The following is a 22,384-nucleotide window of genomic DNA, read 5'->3' as shown; positions in this document are numbered from 1 at the left end:
ATCGTATCCGGACGAGGAGAGTACGGTCGCCGCGTCAGCGGACGCCCGCCATGAGCCGCAGCACGGGCTTGCGGCCGAGCCACAACCCGGCGCCGAGCACGATCGCGATGGCACCGAGCACGCCGAAGTACGTCGCCTCGTTCACGACCGTGTAGAAGCCCGCCAGCAGCCCGGCGATCGACGAGCCGAGCGCGACCGAGAGGAAGAACAGCGCGACCATCTGGGTGTGGAACACCCCAGGCGCGAGCTTCGTGGCGACCGACAGGCCCACCGGCGACAGCAGCAGTTCGGCGACCGTGAAGACGAGCAGGATGAGCACCATCCAGAGCAGCGGCGTCGAGTTCTCGCCGCCGCCCGCGAACGGCAGGAACAGCAGGAACGCGACACCCATGAGCGCCGTACCGAGGGCGAACTTGATCGGCGTCGACGGCTGGCGGTCGCCGAGCTTCGTCCAGATCGCGGCGAATACCCCCGACAGCACGATGATGAAGACCGGGTTGATCGACTGCACCCACGGCACCGGCATCACCCAGCCGAAGATGTTCCGGTTCAGCTGCTCGTCGGCGTAGATCGTGAGCACCGTGAACTGCTGCTGGTACAGCGACCAGAACGCGACGCTCGCGATGAACAACGGGATGAACGCGTACACGCGGCTGCGCTCGGTCGACGTGATGCGGCTGCTGCGCAGGATCACGACGAAGTACGAGACGGCGGCGACCACGGTGGCCCCGATCACCCACGACACGAGGTTGCCGGCGTTCACCAGCCCGGTCAGCACGAGCACGGCGATGAGCAGCACCGCGGCGATCGCGATGCCGATCACGAGTCCCCGCCTCGACCTGGGCAGCGGGTTCGGGACGACGGATGCCACGGCCGGCAGCCCCTTGCGTCCGAAGGCGTACTGGATGAGGCCGAGCGCCATGCCGACCGCGGCGACGGCGAAGCCCCAGTGGAAGCCCCAGGTGTCCTGCACGAGGCCGGTGATGAGCGGGCCGAGGAACGCCCCGAGGTTGATGCCGAGGTAGAAGAGGGAGAAGCCGGCGTCGCGCCGCGGGTCGTGCTCGGAGTAGAGCGAGCCGACGACGCTCGTCGCGTTCGCCTTGAGGCCGCCGGAGCCGAACGCCACGAGCACGAGCCCGACGCCCACGCCGAGGAATCCCGGCAGCGCGGCGAGCGCGATGTGGCCGCCCATGATCACGATGGCGCTGTAGAACAGCACGCGCTCGGAGCCGAGCAACCGGTCGGCGACCCACGCGCCGAGGATCGTCGAGAGGTAGACGGCCCCGCCGTATGCGCCGACGATGCCCGCCGCGGCAGCCTGGTCCATGCCGAGGCCGCCGTCGGCGATCGAGTAGTACAGGTACAGCAGCAGGATGCCCTGCATGCCGTAGAAGCTGAACCGCTCCCACATCTCCACCCCGAAGATGTGCACCAGCGGTCGCGGCTGTCCGAAGAAGCCGTGGTCCCCCCGGGTGTCGTGCTCGCTCGAGCCCTCGCTCGCAGGCTCAGGCGGGCCGTACTCCCCCGGGGCAGGTTCGGTGACCTTGCCCATGCGGGTCAGCCTAGACCCGCGTGGTCGGATGCCGCGAGCAGCGCTCCGGCGGGTGCTCCCCCACTCCGGACTCCGGGGGCATGCCCCCGTGCGGCTGCGACGGCGGCCTCGTTATGGTCGGAGGCAGGGTGGAAGCCCGCGGGGGGAAGAACGATGATTCACACAGCACGCATGATCGCGGTCGGCGCCGTCGCCGCGGCAGCAGCCCTGGCGTTCAGCGGATGCGGGCTCCTGGCCCCGCCCGAGCGGTTCAGCGACGACGAGACCCTCGACGCCCGGGTGCAGACGATCGAGATCGACGAGCCTGCGGGCAGCGTCATCGTGAAGGGCGCCGGAGAGGGCACCGAGATCGAGGTCTCGCGCACGGTCTCGTACCGGGGCGAGCGAACCGTCGGGGTGACGTTCGAGGTCGACGACGGCGTGCTCGTGCTCAGCGGATGCGGGCGGAACTGCGTCGTCGACTACACGATCGAGCTGCCGGCCGGCGTCGACGTGCGCGGCGCGACCTCGAACGGCGCGATCGAGCTGAGCGGGGTGAACGAGGTCGACGTCGCGACGAGCAACGGACGCATCGAGCTCGACGACGTCACGGGCGCGATCGAGGTCGAGTCCAGCAACGGCCGCATCGAGGGCCGGGGTCTCGCCGGCACCGGCGTGCGGGCGTCGACCTCGAACGGAGCGATCGACCTGCGCCTCTCGGCCGCGCAGGACGTCGAGGCCCGCACCTCGAACGGGGCGATCGAACTCGAGGTGCCGACCGAGGGCGTCGGCTACCGGGTCGAGACCGACACGTCGAACGGGTCGGTCGAGGTCGACATCGACGAGGATTCCGACGGCGAGTTCACGCTCGACCTCGGCACGTCGAACGGGTCGATCTCGGTCACCGAACGCTGACGTCGGGTGGCGCCGCCGGCGTCGCGGCGAGCCATCCGCGCACGGAAGGTTGCCGCAGCCCGACCGGTGAGGGATCCTGAAGGGGACCTGACACCGCGGCGGTCGCCGCCCTCATGACGACCGCCGATGGAGGGCGTCATGACGGGCAACGACCAGCAGGACGACGCCGGTCCGATTCCGGATGCCGCGAGCGGGCGCGATGCCGACATCGCCCGCCTGCAGCGCATCGCCTTCGGCTCCGGGGCGACCGACGCGGAGCGTGAGGTGGCCGTCCGCGAGCTCGCCGAGGCCGGCTCCGCCGACGGTTCGCCGATGCTCACCGTGCCGCGGTCGGCGATGCCCCCAGCAGGCCGATCGGCGGGCGACGCCGCGCCGGACGGCCGCGCACCGGCATCCGTCGCCCCCGACCGACCGGAGTCGCGCATGCGGTGGGCTCTCGCGGCGGGTGCGCTCGCCCTCGCGTTCGGGGTGCTCATCGGCTGGGGACTCGGCTCGCGCGGCGCCGTCGACCCGACCACGCTCTCCGCGCCGTCGACGCCTCCGACCGCTCAGGCGTACGCGGAGTACCTCGAGTCGCTGCCGCTCGTCTCGGAGGCGGGGGCCGCTGCGGTCTTCACGCGCGAGTCGATCTCGGGCGACGCCCTGCCCCGCTCGTGGGTGCGCGACGGATTCCGCCAGCAACGACTGCTGCTCACCCTGCCCGACGGCTCGCGCGCCTTCGCGGCGCTCCGCGACGGCGAGGCCTGCCTGGTCGTCGCATTCCCGACGGAGGGCGGGCTCAGCCGCTGCACCGAGAGCGGTCGGTTCCCCGAGGGCGGCATCCACGTGGTCGCCGAGCGCGAGGCAGCCCGGTTCGAGGTCGTCTGGCTGTCCGACGGCACGGTCACCGTCACGGCCGTCGCGCGCTGACCCGGGCGCCGGCCCCGCGAGGGCGTGCCGGACCCGCATCGGCCCTGCCGCTGTCCCGCACGAGGTCACACCCGCGTAACACGACGCTGACGGCCGCGAAATCGGTGGAGCATACGGTGCAGGGACCACGAGGAGGCACCGGTGAGCGCACTCAGCGACGCGATCGCGCGACGGACACCAGACGCGAGCCTCGCATCCGTGTCACCGCTGCACGGCCTGCGACGCGGATCGGTGACGACGCTCGACCTCGTCGCGCAATCGGTGGCCGCGGTGGCGCCGGCGGGCGGCCTCCTCATCCTGACCGGCGGACTCGTCGACCGCACCGGCTCGTTCGCGTTCGTGACCCTGCTGCTGACCGCAGCGGCGGTGATCCTCGTCGCACTGTCGATGTCCGTCTTCGCCCGGCGGATCTCCGCCGCCGGCGGCATCTACACCTTCGTGACGCGGGGCCTCGGCCCGGCCGCCGGCATGGTCGCCGGCGTCGCCCTGCTGCTCGGCTACGCGGGCGTCTCGATCGACACCCTGCGCAGCGCCGTGCGCCGGCTCGACGCCGCATTCGGGGGCGCCGAGCGATGGGCCGCCGACGGCCCCGCCTCCGTGCTGCTCGTGATCGGCATCGGCGCGGCCGTCACCGTCGTCATCGCCCTCGGCGCGCGCACATCGACGCGGGTCATGCTCGTCGTCGAGGCCGTCGTGGTCGCGGCCCTCATCGCGGTCTCGTTCACCGTGTTCGCGGCGACCGGCTGGAACATCGAGGGCGTCGTGCCCGATCTCGGCGCAGCACCCTCGCTCTCCTCGTTCGCCGAGGGCATCGGGTTCGCGCTCATCTGCTTCGTCGGCTTCGAGAGCGGCACCGCGCTCGGGCCCGAGAGCCGACGCCCGCTCGCCGCCGTGCCCCGCGCGCTGGTGTGGACCGTCGGTTCCGTCGCCGCGGTGTACCTGTTCGGCATGCTCGCCCAGCTCTCCGCCGTCGCTGCCGGTCGAGACGCGTCGCTGCTGACCGAGGCCGACGTCGCCGCGAGCCCGTGGCTCGACCCCGTGATCCACGCCGTCGTCGCCGCATCGTGGATCGCGTGCACGCTCGCCTGCACGAACGCGCTCGTGCGCCTCGTGTTCACCATGGCCCGCGAGGGGGTCCTCCCGAAGGCACTCGGACGCACGTCGACCAGGTTCGCGACGCCCCACGTCGCGGCCGTCGCCGTGGGTGCGGTGCTCATCGCCGGAACGCTCCTGCTCGTCGGGGCGGGCCGAGAATCGCTCTACCGCGACGTCGTGCACCTGGCCGAGAGCATGGCGTTCATCATCGCCTACCTCGCGGTCTGCGCGGCGGCGATCCCCTACCTGGTGCGCATCCGCGAGTTCAGCCTGCGAGAGGCGTGGCCCGCGCTGCTCGGCACGATCGCGCTCACCGGGGTCGCAGCCACCGAGATGCTCGCCGAGGCCGCCGACGACGCGACGGCGCTGTGCATCCTGGTCGCCCTCATCGCGGCGGCGACGATCGCGCACCTGCTGCGCGTGCGCTCGGGCCCCGGGCTCGCCGACCGCGTCGGCGCCTACGACACGCCCGTGGCCGCCGACGCGATCTCCTCGGCTCCGGCTCGGCGGCCATGAGCGGCCCATCGGGCGTCAGCGGCGTCGCCCTCGCACTCGCGGTGCTCGAGGAGGTCGCCCGTGGCGGTCCGACGCTCTCGGCCAACCGCATCGCGCAGCTGCTCGGCATGCCGCGCGCGAGCGCGTACCGCCTCATCAACTCGCTCACGAGCGACGAGTACCTGCTGCGGCATCCGACGCTCGACGGCTTCGTGCTCGGCGTTCGCGTGGTCGAGCTCGCCCACCTCATCGCGCCGAGCCGGGCCGACCCGATCCCGGGCATCATCGCCGCGCTCCGGGAGCGCACCGGCGAAGCCGTGCACTTCGTGCGGTACCCGGGCGGTCGGGTCGTGGTCGTCGACGAGGATCCCGACCTGCCGCTGCTCTCGATCGACCGCACCCGCCGTCAACTCGGCGCGACGGCCATCGGCCGGCTCCTCATCGCCGCGTTCCCACCGCTGCAGGCAACCAGCGATCCTCGCGCGGCGAAGGTCGTCGCGGACTCGGCGCGTGCCTCGGGCATCTCGATCGAGGAGCGCCGGCGCATCGCATCGGAGGTCGCGCAGCTGGGCCATGCGCGGTGCACCGAGCGCGGTCCCGCCCCGCGTGCGTGCATCGCCGTTCCCGTTCGCTCCCCCGACGGGGAGCTGGTCGCGGCGGTCGTGCTCTCATCGGCCGGCGGCGACCTCGCGTCTGCCGAGCGGCACCTGGGCGTGCTGCTCGAAGCGTGCGACGAGTTGGCGCGTCTCGCCTATCCGGTGGGCTCGACGGCCGGCTGAAGGCGTTCGCCGGATGTCGCGGCGCGAGTCGGGCGACCGCTGCGGCTCATCCGCCGAGCGGCACCACGAACTGCACGACGCCGGTCACCGACTCGAGGGGCACGCTGCCGAGGTAGCGGGAGTCGATCGAGGCCGAGCGCGCGTCGCCGAGCACGAACACCTCGCCGTCGGGGACGATCTCGTCGAAGGCGAGCACGCTCGCGAGCCCGTCGTTCGGCACCCGGTATGGCTCCGGCAACGGCGCGCCGTCGACGGTGAGCGCGCCGGCGGCGGTGCAGCACGCGACGCGCTCCCCCGCGAGGCCGACCACGCGCTTCACGAACGTCTCCGACACCCGGTCCCGGCCGAGCAGCCGCGCGACGCGCGGCCCCCATCCGCCGGGATCGGAGAAGACCACCACGTCGCCCCGCTCCGGCACGCCGTTGAGTCCTGCGGAGACCACGACGTCGCCGACCTCGATCGCCGGCGCCATCGACGGGGAGTCGGCCCGGTGCACCGCCGCGCCGGTCACCGCGCCGAGACCGAGCGCGACGGCGAGCACGGCCCCGGCACCGACGACCGCGACGGCGACGCCGCGACGGTTCACAGCTCGCCCAGCCTGAGGGTCATCGCGGCGATCTCCCGCTCCTGCTCTGCGGCGATGTGCTTCGCGAGCGAGCGGATGTAGCTGTTGCGGCCGTCGGCGATCGCATCGTCGGCCATGGCGAGCGCACCACGATGGTGGGCGATCATCAACTCGAGGAACCTGGCCTCCGCGGCCGCACCCGACAGGGCGTCGAACTCGGCGATCTGCTCGGGCGTCGCCATGCCCGCCATCGCCCCGCCGCGGTCGTGGTTCATGATGCCGACCCCGTGCCAGGCGTCGAGCCACGCGTTCATGGCCACGATCTCCTTGGTCTGGTCCGCATCGATGAAGGCTGCGAGCGAGGTCGAAAAGCCGTCGATGCCCGGCGTCGCAGCGAGCATCCGCGAGAGCTCGACGGCCTGCTCGTGATGCGGCACCATCATCATCGCGAACAGCATGTCCGCGTCGTCGGGCACGTCGTCGACCGAGGCCGCTGTTCCGTCCGCGGCGCCCGACGGCACGAGGGCCTCGGATGTCTCGGCCCGGCCGGAGGCCGCCATGACGGTGCTGCCCGGGGCGCCGTCGATGCGCTCGGTCGCCTGTGCGGCGTCGGCCGCCGCGAGCCTCGGCCCGATCAGGGCCGCGCCGGCGACGAGGACGACCGCCAGGGCGACCGTCGTCGCGATGGGACGTCGCATCGGTGCTCCTTCCGTGGTGGTGCGAAGGTGGCGGCCGGGCACGCGCCCGGCCGCCACCGCATGGGTCAGATCGACGTGATCGCCGACCGGCGACGCCGGCGGAGCATGAGCGCCCCGCCCGCGACGAGGAGCGCGAGCGCCACCGACGCGGCCGCGATCGGCAGCGCCGTGCCCGTGGAGGCGAGCAGCGCGGCGACCGGTCCGGCGGCGCCTGCCGGTGCCGCCGCCGTGGCGATCGTGACGTCGACCTCCGCCGTCAGCCCGGACTCGGCGCCCGTCACGACGATCCTGTGCGAGCCGTCGGGCGCGTCCGAGGGCACCTTCAGGGTGCCCGCGATCTCACCCTCGTCGTTCGCGGTGAGGGTGCCCACCGTGATCGGGTCGGAGTGCAGCACGACCGCGACGGTCTCATCGGGCGCGAAGCCCGCGCCCTCGAGCGCGAAGCTCTCGCCCGGGGCGAGATCCTTCGCCGAGATCGAGAGGCTCGGGGCATCCTGGCCGTCGCCCTCGCCCGGCTCGGCCGGGTCGGTCGGCTCCGGGGAGTCGGTCGGCTCGGTCGTCGCGGGCGGGTCCGTCGGCTCGGTCGTCGCCGGCGGGTCGGTCGGCTCGGGGTCCGTCGGCACGACCGCCTCGCACGGCGTCTCGTCGCTGTGGATCTCGCCGCCGGTGTCGCCGTTGATGCAGGTCCTCGCATCGGGGGTGCTCATCGACTGCGCCGTCCAGTCGCGCGGCATGATCGAGAACGACTGCCAGTGCGTCTGCATCGGACTCTGGTCCTCGTCGCGCACGACGTGGTGGAACCCGCTGTTGACCCAGGCGACCGGGTCGGTCAGGGCGGCATCCGCACTGTTCGCGACGTAGTCGAGCACGCTCAGGTTGGGGCAGGCGGGGTTGAGGTTGTTGCTCGCGAACTGCTCGCAGTCGGCGTAGTTCGTGACGCTGATGAGCGGCTGCGTGATCGGGTTGCCCTGGTAGAGCTGCGAACCGGGGAACACGAACTCGTACGAACGCGCGTGGTTGTCGGTGTTGCGGCTCTCGGGCGCCACCACCCGCCACCACGTGGTGTCGGCGGCGGGCACGAGGTTCGCCGGGTGCTCGATCGTCGCGCCGGTGGTGTGCATCAGCGGTGCCATCTCGCCGGGCTCGCCCAGCGTCGAGTCGTACTGCTCGACCTGCTGCAGGCTCTGGCCGTCGAGACCGAAGTCGAGGCGCCAGAACGCGTTGTGCCAGTGCGAGGCCGCGTAGTTCGCCGCATCCGTTCCCACAGGCCAGCCGGTGGTCGCATCCGCGTCGAAGTCCTCGTAGGAGATGTCCCCGGTCGCACCGAGGTTGAACGAGATCGCCCCCTCGTCGGTGAACTCGACCTTGGTCGCGTACTCGTACCAGTCGACCTTCGAGACGATGGTGAGGTTGAACGCCTGCCCCGTCGCGGTGAAGAGCGGCTTGTCCTCGATCGACCCCCAGCTCTGCTCGTGCGAGCGGTACGACATGTCGCGCGTGGTGTCCGTGATGCAGAGCGACGGGATCGTGCGCAGGTAGTTCGTCGTCACGCCGCGGCGGGTGACGCTCCACGCCTGTCCGTAGTCGCGGAGCGTGCCGGTGCTGCACTCGGCCGCGCTGAGCTTCTGCAGGTACTGGTTGCCGAAGCCGTACGACGTGATGTCGTTCCAGACGTTCTTGCCGGTGTCGTAGGGCACGTTGAGCTGTCCGAGGCTCACCGAGTCGAGGACCCGGCGGAACGAGTCCTCCCCCGGGGCCTTGACGGCCACCTGTTCGAGCACGAGACCGTGCTTGCTGTCGATGCGCCAGCACATCTGCCAGTCGGTGCCGTTGTCGAACGACTTCTCGATGAGCGCGTCACCGGAGCAGTTCACGACCGGCGCCGCGGCCGTGGCCGAGGTCACCGGGATGACGGCGAGGCCGGCGGCGACGGCGACGGCGGCCGCCGCGACGGCGATCGCGCGGGAGATCCTCTTCATGGTCATGCCTCTCACTTGATGCCGATCACGGACTCGGTGGACAGGTCGACCACGAATGCGGTCGTGTCGAGGTATCCGCCGCCGGGCACGCGGAACTGCATCTCCACGCATCGGTCGATGCCGCAGGCCTCGGCGCCGAGGGTTCCTGCGTCCGGCACGAAGGCCCCGCCGGTGACCGCGAGCTGCTCGATCGACTCGAGCTCGCCGCCGGCGACCGACGTGTACTCGGCGCGCACGGCGGCGCTGGCCGCGGCGTCGCCGAGGAAGACGCCGAACGCGTAGTCGACCTCGTCGGGAGTGGGCGGCGGCTGGACGCCCGCCTTCGACGTGCTCTCGACGTCGCCCGCGGCGAGGTCGACCCGCTGCAGGAACGTCTGGTTCGACGTGTAGTCGAACAGGTACACGTCGACGAGGCGTCCGGTGGCGTCGACGTCTCCGTTCGCGATGTCGACGGAGAGCACCTGGGGCGCGTCCGATCCGTCGACGGACGTGACGTCCGCCGGCACGCTCTCATCGGTGCTCGCGAGGTGGATCGCGTAGCTCAGTTCGTCGGGGCTCAGCGGGTCGCGCGGCGCACCGAGCTCGGGCTTGGACGTGACCGCCTCGAGCTCCTCGGTCGCGGAGCTGTCGGCGCCGCTCGCACCGCTCACGGCCGGGATGGCCATGAAGCCGCCGACGATCGCGGCCGCGGCGATGACGCCGCCACCGAGGATCGCGTACGGCAGTCGTCTCGTTCGGGTGTTGCTCGGTGGTGATTGCATCGAACCTCCTGGACACGGGCATTCGCGGAATGCGAATGAGCCGAACTTAGGAAGCCGGTGTTTCGGCGCTGCCGAGCAGCGTGTTTCGTCGGCGTGAACCCGGTTGGGACACCGGCGGCACCGCAGGCGCCGCGATGCCGCACCGGTGGGCGCGGCGGGCACGGTTGCCCGTCCACGGGCGATGCGGCATCCTGAACCAGATCACGGCGTGCCCGAACCTCGCCGCCCGACGGAGGATGCCGTGCCCGAACCCGACGCCGACCTCGCCCGCCTGCAACGCCTCGCGTTCGGCTCCGGCGCCTCCGATGCGGAGCGAGCGGATGCCGCGCGCGAGCTGGATGCGCTGCGGGAGGCTCGCTCGGCGGCGGCCGTCGAGGCCGAGGTCGCGGCGGGCGAACCACCCGCCGAGCCCGAGGTTCAGCCGGCCGTCACCCCGGTGGCCGCCGACTCCGTTCCGAGCGGGCGGCTCCGCGGGACGATCATCGTGGGCCTCGCGGCGCTCGTCGTCGGCCTCCTCGCGGGCTGGCAGCTCGGCACGACTCTGCACGCGACCGCGGAGTCGGCGATGCCGACCCCGACGGCCACGCCGTTCACGGATCAGCCCTCCATGGCGGACTCCCTCGCCGAGCAACCCCTCGCCGGCGAGGCGTCGGCGGCCGACGTGTTCCTGCGACCCGCGACCGAGGCCGACGCCGCACCCCTGCCGCCGGAGTTCGGATTCGGGAACGGCTCGCTCGAATACCGCCTTCTCGCGACACGCCCCGACGGGACGCTCGTCTTCCTCGCCCGCGACGCGGCCGAACTCTGCGTCGTGGTCGCGTTCCCCGACCTCGGAGGCGCCGCATCGACCTGCACGGTCGATGGGAGGTTCCCAGAAAAGGGGCTCAACGTCGCCACGTCGGTCAGCGCAGATGACACGCCGACGAGCATCGACGTCACGCTCGCCGCCGACGGGCGGCTCACCTTCGGAACGGTGACCGGCCCCTGACGCCGCGCCGCGACATCCGCTCGATGGCAGCGACCGGGCGAGCCGAGCTCGGGCGACCCGAGCTCAGGCGACCCGAGCCAGGTCGTTCTTCGCGTCGCGCCAGGCGAGGTACTCGCGCACGGCCGAGAGGTCGTAGTCGGGGCCGCTGATGCCGAGCGTGAAGAGGCGCACCCCCGCGTCGTAGAGCGCATCGGCGTGCTCGAGATCGGCCGTGCCGCGCCCGAGCTCGTTCGACACGGTGATCTCGGAGACGTCGCGGCCGACCTCGTCGCCCCAGCGCTTCAGCACGTCGAGCTTGCGGCCGAGCTCGTCGGGCGCCACGAACGAGTGCCAGATGTCGGCGTGCTTCGCTACGATCTTCAGCGTCTTCTGCTCGCCCTTGCCGCCGATCATGACGGGGATCTTGCGGGTCGGCGCCGGGTTGAGCTTCGCCCAGCGCGCCTCGATGCGGGGCAGTGCGTCGGCGAGGGCGTTCAGCCGGCCGCCGACCGTGCCGAACTCGTAGCCGTACTCGTCGTAGTCGCGCTCGAACCATCCGGACCCGGTGCCGAAGATGAAGCGGCCCTCGCCGCCCTTCGAGCTGATGTGGTCGAGCGTGCGGGCCATGTCGGCCTGCAGGTCGGCGTTGCGATACGAGTTGCAGTTCACGAGCGTGCCGAACTCGATGCGCTCGGTCTGCTCGGCCCACGCGCCGAGCATGGTCCAGGCCTCGAAGTGCAGGCCGTCGCGGTCGCCGGAGAGCGGGAAGAAGTGATCCCAGTTGAAGACGACGTCGGCGCCGAGCTCTTCGAGGCGGAGCACCGTGTCGCGGATCGCGGTGTACTGGGCGTGCTGGGGCTGCACCTGGATGCCGAGGCGCACGGACGAGGTAGGGCTCATCCTCCAAGCCTAGATCCGGGTCGGGGCCCGCGGCCCGGTTCGGGCCGATCCGTGAGACGAGACGGATGCCGCGAGGGCCCGTTCAGCGGCGCGGCCTGACCACGAGCGCGGTGCCGCCGCCACGCCGCACCGGCTCGGCGGCCGCCGTCATCGTGCCGTCGGGTGCGGCCTCGATCGCCGCGGCGGCGCCGATCTGCGAGGCCGACGTGAACCGGTCGCCGGATGGCGTGAACGTCTGCCCGTACGCGCCGAGGGCCGCGCCGTACGCGTCGATGAACTCCGGCTCGGCCGGGGTCACGGCGGCGTTGCGCTGCGAGGCCCGCGGTGCGGCGACCGCTTCGGGAAGCGACATCCCGAGGTCGATGCGGTTCAGCAGGATCTGCGTGACCGTCGTGATGATCGTCGCGCCGCCGGGCGAACCGAGCACGTACCGCACGTCGCCGCCGTCGAGCACGATCGTCGGCGACATCGACGAGCGCGGCCGCTTGCCGGGCTCGATGCGATTCGGGTCGGCCTCGTTGTAGACGGTCGAGAAGTCGGTCAGCTCGTTGTTGAGCAGGAATCCCCGCCCGGGAACGGTCATCGCGGATCCCCCGGTCTGCTCGATCGTGAGCGTGTACGCGACCGCGTTGCCCCACCGGTCGACCACGGAGAGATGGGTGGTCGAGACGTTCTCGGTGTCGGTCGGCTCGGCGGCATCGACCGTCGCGCACCCGCTCGCGTCGAGCGCCCCGGGCGCGACCGGCCGGGCGGATGCCGCCGACGGGTCGATCGTGCAGTCGCGGGCGTCGGCGAAGCCCTGGCTCAGCAGGGTCTCGGTCGGCACGTCGACGAAGGCGGGGTCGCCGACGTAGGCGTTGCGATCGGCGAACGCGCGCGCGGTGGCCTCGAGGAACAGGTGCAGGCTCTGCGCCGTCGCCTCGGGGGTGTCGCCCGCGAGCTCGTGGTTCTCGAGGATGTTCAGCGACTCGCCGACGGTGGTGCCGCCCGACGAGCTCGGCGCCATGCCGTAGACGTCGAGCCCGCGGTACTCGACGTGGGTCGGCGCCTGCTCGACGACCTCGTAGGCGGCGAGGTCGTCGGCCGTGAGGGTGCCGGGCGGTGCCGGCAGCGGCGAGGCCGGATCCTTGCGCGGGTGCTGCACGACATCGGCGATCTCGCTGGCGAGGCGGCCCTCGTAGAAGGCGTCGGTGCCGCGCAGCGCGATGAGCCCGAGCGTCTTCGCGAGGTCGGGGTTGCGGAAGGTCGAGCCGACGACGGGCGCGTCGCCCTTCGGGAGGAACAGCTTCGCGGTGTCGGGGAAGGCCGCGAACCGCGCCTTGTTGTCGAGCGTCTGGCTGCGGAACGTCTCGTCGACCGTGAACCCGGTGGCTGCGACCGCGATCGCCGGGGCGAGCATCGTCGACAGCCGCTTCGTGCCGTACCGGTCGAGCGCCGCCTCCCAGGTCGCGAGCGTGCCCGGCACGCCCACCGAGACGCCCGACGAGACGAGCTCGGGCGTGAACCGGTAGGGCTGGCCGGTGGCCGGGTCGAGGAACGCATCGGTCGGCATCGCGGCCGGCGCGGTCTCGCGGCCGTCGATCGTGGTCACCTCGCCGGTCTTCGCGTCGAAGTGCACGAAGTACCCCCCGCCGCCGATGCCCGCGCTGTACGGCTCGGTGACGCCGAGCGCGGCCGCGGTCGCGACGGCGGCGTCGGCCGCGTTGCCGCCGAGGCGGAGGACCTCGACGCCGACGCGACTGGCCACGGCGTCGACGGATGACACGGCGCCACCGGATCCGACCGCGGTCGCCTGCGGTTGCGGCGACCAACGCGACGAGGCGGATGCCGACACCCCCGCCGCGAGGCCGCTCGCGGTTGCCTGGGCGAGCGCCGGCGGAGCGGCCGCGGTGGCCGACGCGCCGACGGCGAGCAGCCCGCCGACGGCGACCGCCGCGATCGAGAACGTGAGCGCACGACGCGCCGCAACCTGGTGCATGGGAGTCCCCCTCGAATCACACGACACGACAATCACACGACGCTGGCCGATGCGGTCACGCTACGACGCGTCGAGCGCGATCCGCGAGGGGTTGCGGCACGACGGTGCCCATGGAAGGCTTCGCACTCGGTCGATCCGACAGTCGCACGCAACATTCCCGCGTAGGCACCTGTGATCGCGCAACCGATCGTCGTACACTCCGAGGATGGACAACCTCGATCGCGCCATCCTCGACCTCCTCCGCCAGAATGCGCGAGCGGGGTACGGCGACATCGGATCGTCGGTCGGACTGTCCGCCTCCGCGGTGAAGCGACGCGTCGACCGCCTCGTCGCCGACGGCGTCATCCGCTCGTTCACGATCCAGGTCGACCCCGCCGTCGACGGCATGTCGACCGAGGCCTACGTCGAGCTCTTCTGCCGCGGAACGGTCGCGCCCGACGAACTGCAGCGCATCCTGCAGGGCGTGCCCGAGGTCGTCTACGCCGGCACCGTCACGGGCAGCGCCGACGCGATCGTGCACATGCGTGCCCGGGACATCGCCTCGCTCGAAGACGCGCTCGAACGCGTGCGCATCGCCCCCAACGTCGACCACACGCGCAGCGCGATCGTGCTCTCGCGCCTGGTCAACCGCAGCAGGGACTGAGCATGACGGATGCCGCGGCCGGCCCGCTCGCGCTCACGATCGACCACGCGGCATCCGCAGCGCCGTTCGAGCAGTTGCGGCGCCAGGTCGCCGACGGCGTGGCCGACGGATCGCTCGCGCCGGGCACCCGCCTGCCGACGGTGCGCGCCCTCGCCGCCGACCTCGAGCTCGCCGTGAACACCGTCGCGAAGGCCTATCGGGCGCTCGAGGCCGACCACGTCATCGAGACCCGCGGGCGGGCCGGCACCTTCGTGTCGGCGACCGGCGACCCGGCCTCGCAGCAGGCGCAGCTCGCCGCGATCGCCTTCGCCGACCGCGTGCACCACCTCGGCCTCGACGACGCCGCGGCGATCGCCCTCGTCGAGACGGCGCTTCGCGCGCGTCGCTGACCCGCCCGTCAGGCGGTGAACGCCAGCGCCAGCGTCGCCGACACCACGACGAGCGGCGCCGCGAGCAGGCCGAGCAGCATGAACCGCGGCCACGAGATCTCGACGCCCATCGACACCAGGCGCTGATGCCAGAGCAGGGTCGCCAGCGACCCCCACGGGGTGATGATCGCGCCGGCGTTCACGCCGATGAGCAGCGCCACCAGGCGAACGGGGTCGTCGGCGAACGGCTCGAGCGCGAGGTAGGCGGGCAGGTTGTTCACGAGGTTCGCCGAGGTCGCGCCCACGCCCGCGAGGCGCAGCAGCTCGAGCGGGCCGTCGCCGGTGCCCGCGACCAGGGCGAGCACGTCGGTCGCCCGTGCGGCGTGCAGCGCCTCGACCGCGAGGAACAGCCCCGACGCGAACACCACGAGCTGCCACGGCACGAGCGAGCCGGTGAGCACGGAGGGGCGGCGGATCGCGAAGGCCACGACGAGCACGGCGGCCGCGGCGCAGGCCGGGATCCACACCTCGATGCCCGACACGAGCAGCGGCACGAGCACCGCGAGCGTGATCGCGGCGATGCGGAAGAGCACGCGGTCGTCTGGCGGCGTCGCCGCCTCGGGCTCGAACCGCGCGAGCAGCTGCCGCGGCCGCGTCGCGAACAGCACGGCCGCCGTCACGACGACCGCGACGAGCGCCGGAGCGGCGGTGATCGCCGCGAACTGCAGCGGATGCAGCCCCAGGTGCTCGGCCGCGAGCAGGTTCGTGAGGTTCGACACGGGCAGCAGCAGCGAGCCGGTGTTCGCGATCCACACCGTCGTGAGTGCGAACGGGATCGGCGAGATGCGCGCGTGCGCGGCCAACGCGACGACCACCGGGGTCAGCAGCACCGCCGTGGTGTCGAGCGAGAGGAACACGGTCGACGCCGTGGCGAGCACCAGCACGAGGAGCCAGAGCACGATGGCCCGCCCACGCGCAAGCCCCGCGAGCCGCTCGGCGATGACCCGGAACAGCCCCGCCGCATCGGCGAGCTCGGCCACGACCGTGACCGCCACCACGAACACGAGGATCGGCACCACGCGCCCCGCGAGCTCGGCCACCGACGAGAGCGGAAGCACGCCGAACACCGTCGCCGCGGCCCCGACGAGCAGCAGCACTCCGCCGACGATCGCGATGCGCACCGGATGACGTTACCCCCTGCGGGCGCGCACCGACGACGCGGCGCCGGCCCGCGGCATCCGCTCAGCTCTCGGGGATGGGCTCCTTGGGCAGGCGGCGCACCTTCGCACGGCGCTTGCGGCGCTCGGGGATCATCGAGCGCATCTCCTCGAGGCGACCGAAGCACAGCAGCCGGTCGCCGGCCTCGAGCAGCACGCCCTTGCGGGGGTTCGGGATCACGTTCGTGCCGCGGTGCAGCGTGAGCACCGTGATGTCGCGCTCCCACAGTCCCGACTCGCCCAGGGTCTTGCCGATGAGGTCGGCGTTGCCGTGCACGAGCAGCTCGGCCACGCCGTAGCCGGTCGAGACCGTGAGGCGCTGGCGCACGTCGATCTCGGGGAAGGCGACCTGGTTGGCCATGTAGTCGATGATCGCGCCGGCGACGTCGAGGTTCGTCGCCGTCTCGATGCCCTGCAGGCCCGGCGAGGAGTTGACCTCCATGACGAGCGGCCCGTCGTTGCCCTCGAGCATGTCGACGCCCGCGACCTTCAGGCCCATGATCTGCGCCGACCGCACGGCGGCGAGCTCGTAGTCGGGCGTGAGCTCGACCGGTTCGACGCTGCCGCCGCGGTGCACGTTCGAGCGGAACTCGTCGCCGTTCGCGACCCGGCGCATGGCCGCGACCACGCGGTCGCCCACGACGAGGGCGCGGATGTCTCGGCCCCGGCTCTCGGCGATGAACTTCTGGATCAGCACGTTCTGCTTCGTCGAGTGCAGGGTCTCGATGATCGCCTCGGCGACCTTGACCTGTGGCGCGAGGATCACGCCGATGCCCTGCGTGCCCTCGAGCAGCTTGATGACGACCGGCGCACCGCCGACCAGCTCGATCGCCTGGCGCACGTCGGCGCGATTGCGCACGAACGACGTCGGGGGCAGCGCGATATTGTGCCGCGACAGGATCTGGTTCGCGCGGAGCTTGTCTCTCGCGTTCGTGATGCCGTTCGCGGTGTTCGGCGTGTAGACGTCCATCTGCTCGAACTGGCGCACCACGGCCGTGCCGAAGTACGTGATCGAGTTGCCGATGCGCGGCAGGATCGCGTCGTAGTCGCTCAGCGGACGACCGCGGTACTGCAGGTCGGGTTCGGCCCCGGCGAGGTCGATCGCGAACCGCAGGGTGTTCAGCACCTTCACCTGGTGACCGCGCTGCAGCGCCGCCGCCCGGAGTCGTTGCGTCGAGTACGCCTGCGGGGCACGCGAGAGAATCGCCAGTTTCAAAGTCAGCCCCTGCCATGATTGATCGAGATGAGAGAGCCAGACCATTCAAGCACCATCGCCGGATGGCGCGAGTGGGCGAGCCTTCCCGCGATCGACGTCGGGTGGATCAAGGTCAAGCTCGACACCGGTGCCCGGTCGTCGTCGCTGCACGCGTTCGACCTCGAGGAGTTCGAGCGCGACGGCGAACCGTGGGTGCGCTACGGCGTGAGGCCCTGGCAGAACTCCGACGAAGACGGAGTCGTCGTCGAGTCGCGCGTGCACGATCGACGCATCGTCCGCAGCTCGTCGGGCCACTCCGAGGAGCGCATCGTGGTGCTGCTCGACATCGTGCTGCTCGGCCGCGAGATGCAGGCCGAGGTCACGCTCAGCAACCGCGACGAGATGGGCTTCCGCATGCTCATCGGGCGCGAGGCGCTGCGCAACGGGTTCCTCGTCGCCGCCGGCGAGTCCTTCCTCGGCGGGCGGGCGCCCCGCGGCATCCGTCGCCAGAACCGCGGGCGCGACCCGCTGCCGCCGACCGAGTAGCGAAGCGCGCGACATCCGGAGATCGGATGCCGCGCGCCGGCGCCGTGCTCGGTTCGAATCCGCTCAGATCACGCCGTCGGTGATCGTCGTCGGGTTGCCGAAGCGGTGGTTGGTGATCGAGATCGCCTGCTCGTGCAGGAACGGCAGCAGCTCGACGCGGCCCGAGGGCGTGGCCGGGTGCGACCACACCGCGACATCCGGGGTGCCGTCGAGGGCGATCGCGAGGCCGGCGGGGTCGCCGCCGATCAGGCGAACGCGCGCGGCGCCGACGCCCTTCTTCGAGACCTTCGCGAGCCACGACGCGTCGCCCTCGCGGGTGACGTCGACGTTGCGCGACGAGAGCAGCTGCACGACGCCCTTCGGCAGCTCGTGCGCGGTCGAGACGCGGAGCCTCGAACCCGCGAGCACGCCGGCCGCGATCACGCGCAGGCCCTCGCCGAGCGTCGCCGCCTCGCCGATGCGGATCGCGACGGGCAGCGAGCGGTAGCGGAACAGGTTGCGCTCGACGCCGACGCCCGAGACGTCCTTGACGGTCGCGTACTCCTCGGTCCAGGCGATCTGGTCGGACAGCGCCGACCGGCGGAGCACCTCGAACGCGTCGAAGTCGAGCGAGGACTGCGACGCCTCGATGAGCTCCGACACGCGCTTCTCGAGTCCGCGCAGGTGCAGCGAGCCCGACGTGATGTCGTGCTGCGGAACCCAGTCGCCGAGCCCGAACAGGTAGTTCGGGCCGCCGGCCTTCGAGCCAGCGCCGACCGCCGAGCGCTTCCAGCCGCCGAACGGCTGGCGCTGCACGATCGCGCCGGTGATGCCGCGGTTGACGTAGAGGTTGCCGGCCTCGACGCGGTCGAGCCACGTCGCGACCTCGTCGGAGTCGAGCGAGTGCAGGCCGGCGGTCAGGCCGTAGTCGACCGCGTTCTGCATGCGGATCGCCTCGTCGAGGTTCTTCGCGTGCATGACGCCGAGCACCGGTCCGAAGAACTCGGTGAGGTGGAAGTAGGAGCCCGCGGCGACGCCGGTGCGCACGCCGGGCGACCAGAGGCGGCCGGTGTCGTCGAGGCGCTTCGGCTCGACGAGCCACTTCTCGCCGATGCCGAGCTGGGTGAGCGCGTGCTCGAGCTTGCCGTTCGCCGGCTCGACGAGCGGGCCCATCTGGCTGGTCGCGTGCTCGGGCCAGCCGACCTTGAGCGACATCGTCGCGTCGACGAGCTGGCGCATGAAGCGCTCGGACTTCGCGACCGAGCCCACGAGGATCACGAGCGAGGCGGCCGAGCACTTCTGGCCCGCGTGGCCGAACGCGCTCTTCACGACGTCGGATGCCGCGAGGTCGAGGTCCGCCGACGGCGTCACGATGATGGCGTTCTTGCCGCTCGTCTCGGCGAGCAGCGGCAGGTCGGGGCGGAACGAGCGGAACAGCTTCGCGGTCTCGTACGCACCCGTGAGGATCACGCGGTCGACGGCCTGGTGGCTGACGAGGCGGCTGCCGAGCTCGCGCTGGGCGAGGTCGACGAGCACGAGCAGGTCGCGCGGGATGCCCGCCTCCCAGAGCGCCTCGACCATGACGGCGCCCGAGCGCTGCGCGAGCTTCGCGGGCTTGATGACGACGGCGGAGCCCGCCGCGAGCGCGGCGAGCACGCCGCCCGCGGGGATCGCGACCGGGAAGTTCCACGGCGGGGTGACGACCGTGACCTTCGACGGCACGAACTCGGCGCCCTGCACGTGGTCGAGCTCGCGGGCGCGCTCGGCGTAGTAGTGGGCGAAGTCGATGGCCTCGCTGATCTCGGGGTCGGACTCGGCGATGGTCTTGCCGGTCTCGGCGGCCATGACCTCGATGAGGCGGTCGCGGTTCGCCGCGAGCGAGAGGCCGGCGCGGTGCAGCACGGCGGCGCGCTCGTCGCCGGAGAGCCGGCCCCAGTCGCGGCCGCGCTCGGCGGCGACCGCGATGACGTGGTCGAGCGTCGCGACGTCGTCGATGCGCGCGGCGGCGACGGTGTCGACGCCGAGGCGGGACTCGGGCACGCGCGCGAGGATGCGGCGGCCCCAGTCGCGGTTCGCGGCGAGCGCCGGGTCGGTGTCGGGCTCGTTCGCGAACCCGGGCGTCACGCCGGAGCCGTGCGGGGCGGGGGCGCCGGAGATCGGCGTCGCGCCGTCGATCGCATCGAGGTCGATGCCGTCGCCGAGGCTGCCGCGGCGGATGCCGAGCACGACGCTCGTGAGCGACTCGTCCTGCTCGTGCTCGGTGCCGGGCGCAGGGGCATCCTTCGGCGACATGGCCGCGGCGAACGACTCCTCGGTCCACTCGGTGCGGCGGTTCTGCACGCGGTTCGGGGAGGGCTCGGCCGGGTCGGCCTCGAGCGCGGCGAGCGAGGCGAGGTAGCGGGCCTCCTCGCGGTCGAAGAGCCTCCTGCTCGACGCGAGGTCGAACACGGCCGACATGAAGTTCTCCTGGCTCGCGTTCTCTTCGAGGCGGCGCACGAGGTACGCGATCGCGACGTCGAACTCGCTCGGGTTCACGACCGGCGTGTAGAGGAGCAGGTTGCCGACGTCGCCGCGAACGGCCTCGGCCTGTCCGGTCGCCATGCCGAGCAGCATCTCGAACTCGACGCGGTCGGTGACGCCACCGTCGACGGCCGTGATCCAGGCGTCGGCCACGTCGAACAGGTTGTGGCCGGCGATGCCGAGCTTCACGGCATCCGTTCGCTCGGGCGTCATCGACCAGCGCAGGACGCGCTTGTAGTTGGTGTCGGAGTCCTGCTTGGACGTGTAGGTCGCGACGGGCCAGCCGTGCACGGCGGCGTCGACGTGCTCCATGGCGAGGTTGGCGCCCTTGACGACGCGCACCTTGATGGGCGCACCCCCGTCGGCGCGGCGCCGCGTCGCCCACTCGTTCAGATGCTGCATGGCGCCGAGCGCGTCGGGCAGGTAGGTCTGCAGCACGATGCCGGCCTCGAGCTGCTTCAGCTGCGGCTGGTCGAGCAGGGTCGTGAAGACCGCGATCGTCAGGTCGAGGTCGCGGTACTCCTCCATGTCGAGGTTGATGAACTTCGCGTTGCCGGTGCCGCCGGTCGACGCCTTCGCGGCGAGCTCGTAGAGCGGCGTGAGCTTGGCGACGACCTTCGCGACGGCCTCGTCGAACGACCACATCGAGAGCTGGCTGACGACGCTCGACACCTTGATCGAGACGTAGTCGACGTCGTCGCGCGCGAGGAACTCGGTCGTGCCCTTGAGGCGACGGTCGGCCTCGTCCTCGCCGAGCACGGCCTCGCCGAGGAGGTTCAGGTTCAGGCGGTTGCCCGACTCGCGCAGGTGCGCGATCGCGGGGCCGAGCTTCGCGGGGGTCGCGTCGAGCACGAGGTGGCCGACCATGGCGCGCAGCACGCGGCGGGCGATCGGCACCACGATCCACGGCAGGACCGGCGCGAAGACGCCGCCGAGGCGGATCGCGGCACGGAGGTACCAGGGCAGGAAGCGGGGGGTGAGCTTCGCGACCTGGGCGAGGTTGCGACCGGCGACGCCGAGGTCTTCCGGCCGCATCACGCCGTCGACGAAGCCGACGGTGAACGCGAGCCCGTTCGGATCCTTCAGCACGCCGGCGAGGCGTTCGGCCGACACTTCGGCGGGATGCTCGGCGCTCTCGGCGAGCCATCGGCGTACAAGGGCGACGACGCGCTCGGTCCGGTGCGACTCGAGCGTGGCGGTGTCCGACATGGTCACGAGGGTAGTGTCCTTTGCTTCGGGCGCCGGGGGTTGGATGCGCCTGTCGGGTTAAGTGTGGGTCCCGACATCCGTTCGGTAAAGCAAATGAATCTGAAGGATACTGTTCAATAGAAGTGAATGATCCGACGGATGCGGGAGGCCATCCCATGCTCGACGTACGACGCCTGCGACTGCTCGTCGAATTGAGCCAGCGCGGCACGCTCTCCGCGGTCGCCGAGGCGCTCTCGTACAGCCCGTCATCGGTGTCGCAGCAGCTCAGCCAGCTCGAGCGAGAGGCCGGGGTCCCGCTGCTCGTGCAGGTCGGCCGGCGGGTGCAGCTCACCCCGCAGGCCGAGGTACTCGTCGGCCACGCGCGCGCCGTGCTCGACCGACTCGAAGAGGCCGAGGCGGATGTCGCGCGGTCGCTCACCGACGTCGGCGGAACGGTGCGCATCGCCGTGTTCCAGTCGGCGGCCCACGCCATCGTGCCGCAGGCGCTCACGCTGCTGCGCTCGGAGCACCCGAACCTGCGCGTCGAGGTCACCGAGCGCGAGCCCGACGCGGGGCTCTTCGAGGTCGCCGCCCGCGACTTCGACCTCGTGATCGCCGAGCAGTACCCCGGCCACACCCGCGTGCAACGCGAGGACCTCGACCGCGTGCGCCTCGCCGCCGACGCGATCCGCCTCGCGCTGCCGCCGCTCCCGACGCGCCAGACGCCGCGCGGCGACCCCGATCCGCAGGCCATCCTCGCCGCGGCGACCAGCATGCCGTGGGTGCTCGAGCCCAAAGGCACCGCGTCGCGCGAGTGGGCCGAGCAGCTCTGCCGCGAGGTCGGCTTCGAGCCCGACGTGCGGTTCGAGTCCGCCGACCTGATGGCGCACATCCGCCTCATCCGCACGGGCAACGCGGTGGGGCTGCTGCCCGACCTCGTGTGGGCCGGCGAGGTGCCGAGCGTCGCACTGCTCGACCTGCCCGGCTATCCGCATCGCGAGGTCTTCACCTCGACGCGCCTGGCCGCGGCCACCCGGCCCGCCGTCGTGGCCTGCCGTGACGCGCTCGCCCGAGCGGCTGCGGCCACCGCGACGCCGGCGGGCGACGGGCCGCCCGAGGGTTCCGCCGCTCACGGCTGATCCAGCGCGAATCCTCT

Annotated in this window: 19 protein-coding genes; 9 read left to right on the top strand and 10 right to left on the bottom strand. The window is 71.9% G+C overall.

Annotated features, from left to right (window positions below):
• Positions 1–34: 34 nt before the first annotated feature.
• Positions 35–1,552, bottom strand: a complete 1,518-nt coding sequence (locus tag ASE68_RS01860) for a peptide MFS transporter (RefSeq protein WP_055854590.1) — start codon at positions 1,550–1,552, stop codon at positions 35–37.
• Positions 1,553–1,705: 153 nt separating this feature from the next.
• On the opposite strand from ASE68_RS01860, the gene ASE68_RS01855 reads away from it, so the two are divergent.
• The 4 genes from ASE68_RS01855 (at position 1,706) to ASE68_RS01840 (ending at position 5,724) form a co-directional block, all read left to right on the top strand.
• Positions 1,706–2,446, top strand: a complete 741-nt coding sequence (locus tag ASE68_RS01855; RefSeq protein WP_082461840.1) for a DUF4097 family beta strand repeat-containing protein — start codon at positions 1,706–1,708, stop codon at positions 2,444–2,446.
• 138 nt (positions 2,447–2,584) lie between these two features.
• The gene (locus tag ASE68_RS01850) at positions 2,585–3,355 is read left to right on the top strand and encodes a hypothetical protein (protein ID WP_157421492.1); all 771 of its coding nucleotides are present in this window, start codon (positions 2,585–2,587) and stop codon (positions 3,353–3,355) included.
• A 141-nt stretch (positions 3,356–3,496) separates the two neighbouring features.
• Positions 3,497–4,966 carry an APC family permease gene (locus ASE68_RS01845; RefSeq protein WP_055854582.1) on the top strand — a complete coding sequence of 490 codons (1,470 nt, stop codon included), beginning with the start codon at positions 3,497–3,499 and terminating at the stop codon, positions 4,964–4,966.
• Positions 4,963–5,724, top strand: a complete 762-nt coding sequence (locus ASE68_RS01840) for an IclR family transcriptional regulator (RefSeq protein WP_055854579.1) — start codon at positions 4,963–4,965, stop codon at positions 5,722–5,724. Before ASE68_RS01845 ends, ASE68_RS01840 begins: the two co-directional genes overlap by 4 nt.
• 46 nt (positions 5,725–5,770) lie before the next feature.
• Here ASE68_RS01840 and lepB read toward each other — a convergent pair whose 3' ends face one another.
• From lepB to ASE68_RS20050, 4 genes are all read right to left on the bottom strand, one after another.
• Positions 5,771–6,310, bottom strand: coding sequence for a signal peptidase I (lepB, locus tag ASE68_RS01835; protein ID WP_055854577.1), 540 nt, complete (start codon positions 6,308–6,310; stop codon positions 5,771–5,773).
• Positions 6,307–6,987 carry a DUF305 domain-containing protein gene (locus tag ASE68_RS01830; RefSeq protein WP_055854574.1) on the bottom strand — a complete coding sequence of 227 codons (681 nt, stop codon included), beginning with the start codon at positions 6,985–6,987 and terminating at the stop codon, positions 6,307–6,309. Before ASE68_RS01830 ends, lepB begins: the two co-directional genes overlap by 4 nt.
• Positions 6,988–7,052: 65 nt before the next feature.
• Positions 7,053–8,972: a hypothetical protein gene (locus tag ASE68_RS01825; RefSeq protein WP_055854571.1), complete on the bottom strand. Its 1,920-nt coding sequence runs from the start codon at positions 8,970–8,972 to the stop codon at positions 7,053–7,055.
• Positions 8,973–8,977: 5 nt separating this feature from the next.
• Positions 8,978–9,727, bottom strand: coding sequence for a hypothetical protein (locus ASE68_RS20050; RefSeq protein WP_055854569.1), 750 nt, complete (start codon positions 9,725–9,727; stop codon positions 8,978–8,980).
• A gap of 241 nt (positions 9,728–9,968) precedes the next feature.
• On the opposite strand from ASE68_RS20050, the gene ASE68_RS01815 reads away from it, so the two are divergent.
• The gene (locus tag ASE68_RS01815) at positions 9,969–10,715 is read left to right on the top strand and encodes a hypothetical protein (RefSeq protein WP_055854566.1); all 747 of its coding nucleotides are present in this window, start codon (positions 9,969–9,971) and stop codon (positions 10,713–10,715) included.
• 63 nt (positions 10,716–10,778) lie between these two features.
• Here ASE68_RS01815 and ASE68_RS01810 read toward each other — a convergent pair whose 3' ends face one another.
• The gene (locus ASE68_RS01810; RefSeq protein WP_055854563.1) at positions 10,779–11,594 is read right to left on the bottom strand and encodes an LLM class F420-dependent oxidoreductase; all 816 of its coding nucleotides are present in this window, start codon (positions 11,592–11,594) and stop codon (positions 10,779–10,781) included.
• A gap of 82 nt (positions 11,595–11,676) precedes the next feature.
• The gene (gene ggt, locus ASE68_RS01805; protein WP_055854562.1) at positions 11,677–13,572 is read right to left on the bottom strand and encodes a gamma-glutamyltransferase; all 1,896 of its coding nucleotides are present in this window, start codon (positions 13,570–13,572) and stop codon (positions 11,677–11,679) included.
• A 205-nt stretch (positions 13,573–13,777) separates the two neighbouring features.
• Here ggt and ASE68_RS01800 point away from each other — a divergent pair, with 205 nt between their 5' ends.
• The gene (locus tag ASE68_RS01800; protein WP_055854559.1) at positions 13,778–14,215 is read left to right on the top strand and encodes an Lrp/AsnC family transcriptional regulator; all 438 of its coding nucleotides are present in this window, start codon (positions 13,778–13,780) and stop codon (positions 14,213–14,215) included.
• Positions 14,216–14,217: 2 nt separating this feature from the next.
• Positions 14,218–14,604 carry a GntR family transcriptional regulator gene (locus ASE68_RS01795; RefSeq protein WP_055854556.1) on the top strand — a complete coding sequence of 129 codons (387 nt, stop codon included), beginning with the start codon at positions 14,218–14,220 and terminating at the stop codon, positions 14,602–14,604.
• A gap of 8 nt (positions 14,605–14,612) precedes the next feature.
• Here the strand turns inward: ASE68_RS01795 and ASE68_RS01790 are convergent, their stop codons facing one another.
• The gene (locus tag ASE68_RS01790) at positions 14,613–15,764 is read right to left on the bottom strand and encodes an SLC13 family permease (RefSeq protein WP_055854553.1); all 1,152 of its coding nucleotides are present in this window, start codon (positions 15,762–15,764) and stop codon (positions 14,613–14,615) included.
• A gap of 61 nt (positions 15,765–15,825) precedes the next feature.
• The gene (locus ASE68_RS01785; RefSeq protein WP_055854549.1) at positions 15,826–17,016 is read right to left on the bottom strand and encodes a RimK family alpha-L-glutamate ligase; all 1,191 of its coding nucleotides are present in this window, start codon (positions 17,014–17,016) and stop codon (positions 15,826–15,828) included.
• Positions 17,017–17,043: 27 nt separating this feature from the next.
• Between ASE68_RS01785 and ASE68_RS01780 the strand changes: the two genes are divergently transcribed.
• On the top strand, positions 17,044–17,541 hold the full coding sequence (locus tag ASE68_RS01780; protein WP_055854545.1) for a RimK/LysX family protein: 498 nt from the start codon (positions 17,044–17,046) through the stop codon (positions 17,539–17,541).
• A 63-nt stretch (positions 17,542–17,604) separates the two neighbouring features.
• Here the strand turns inward: ASE68_RS01780 and ASE68_RS01775 are convergent, their stop codons facing one another.
• Positions 17,605–21,249 carry a proline dehydrogenase family protein gene (locus ASE68_RS01775; RefSeq protein WP_055854541.1) on the bottom strand — a complete coding sequence of 1,215 codons (3,645 nt, stop codon included), beginning with the start codon at positions 21,247–21,249 and terminating at the stop codon, positions 17,605–17,607.
• 155 nt (positions 21,250–21,404) lie between these two features.
• Here ASE68_RS01775 and ASE68_RS01770 point away from each other — a divergent pair, with 155 nt between their 5' ends.
• A complete protein-coding gene (locus ASE68_RS01770; protein WP_055854537.1) occupies positions 21,405–22,367 on the top strand; it encodes a LysR family transcriptional regulator in 963 nt (320 codons plus the stop codon).
• Positions 22,368–22,384: the final 17 nt, after the last annotated feature.

Source organism: Agromyces sp. Leaf222, assembly GCF_001421565.1.
Taxonomy (GTDB): Bacteria; Actinomycetota; Actinomycetes; order Actinomycetales; family Microbacteriaceae; genus Agromyces.
Note: the sequence above shows the minus strand (reverse complement) of the source record. Positions and strands in the feature narration are given on the sequence as shown.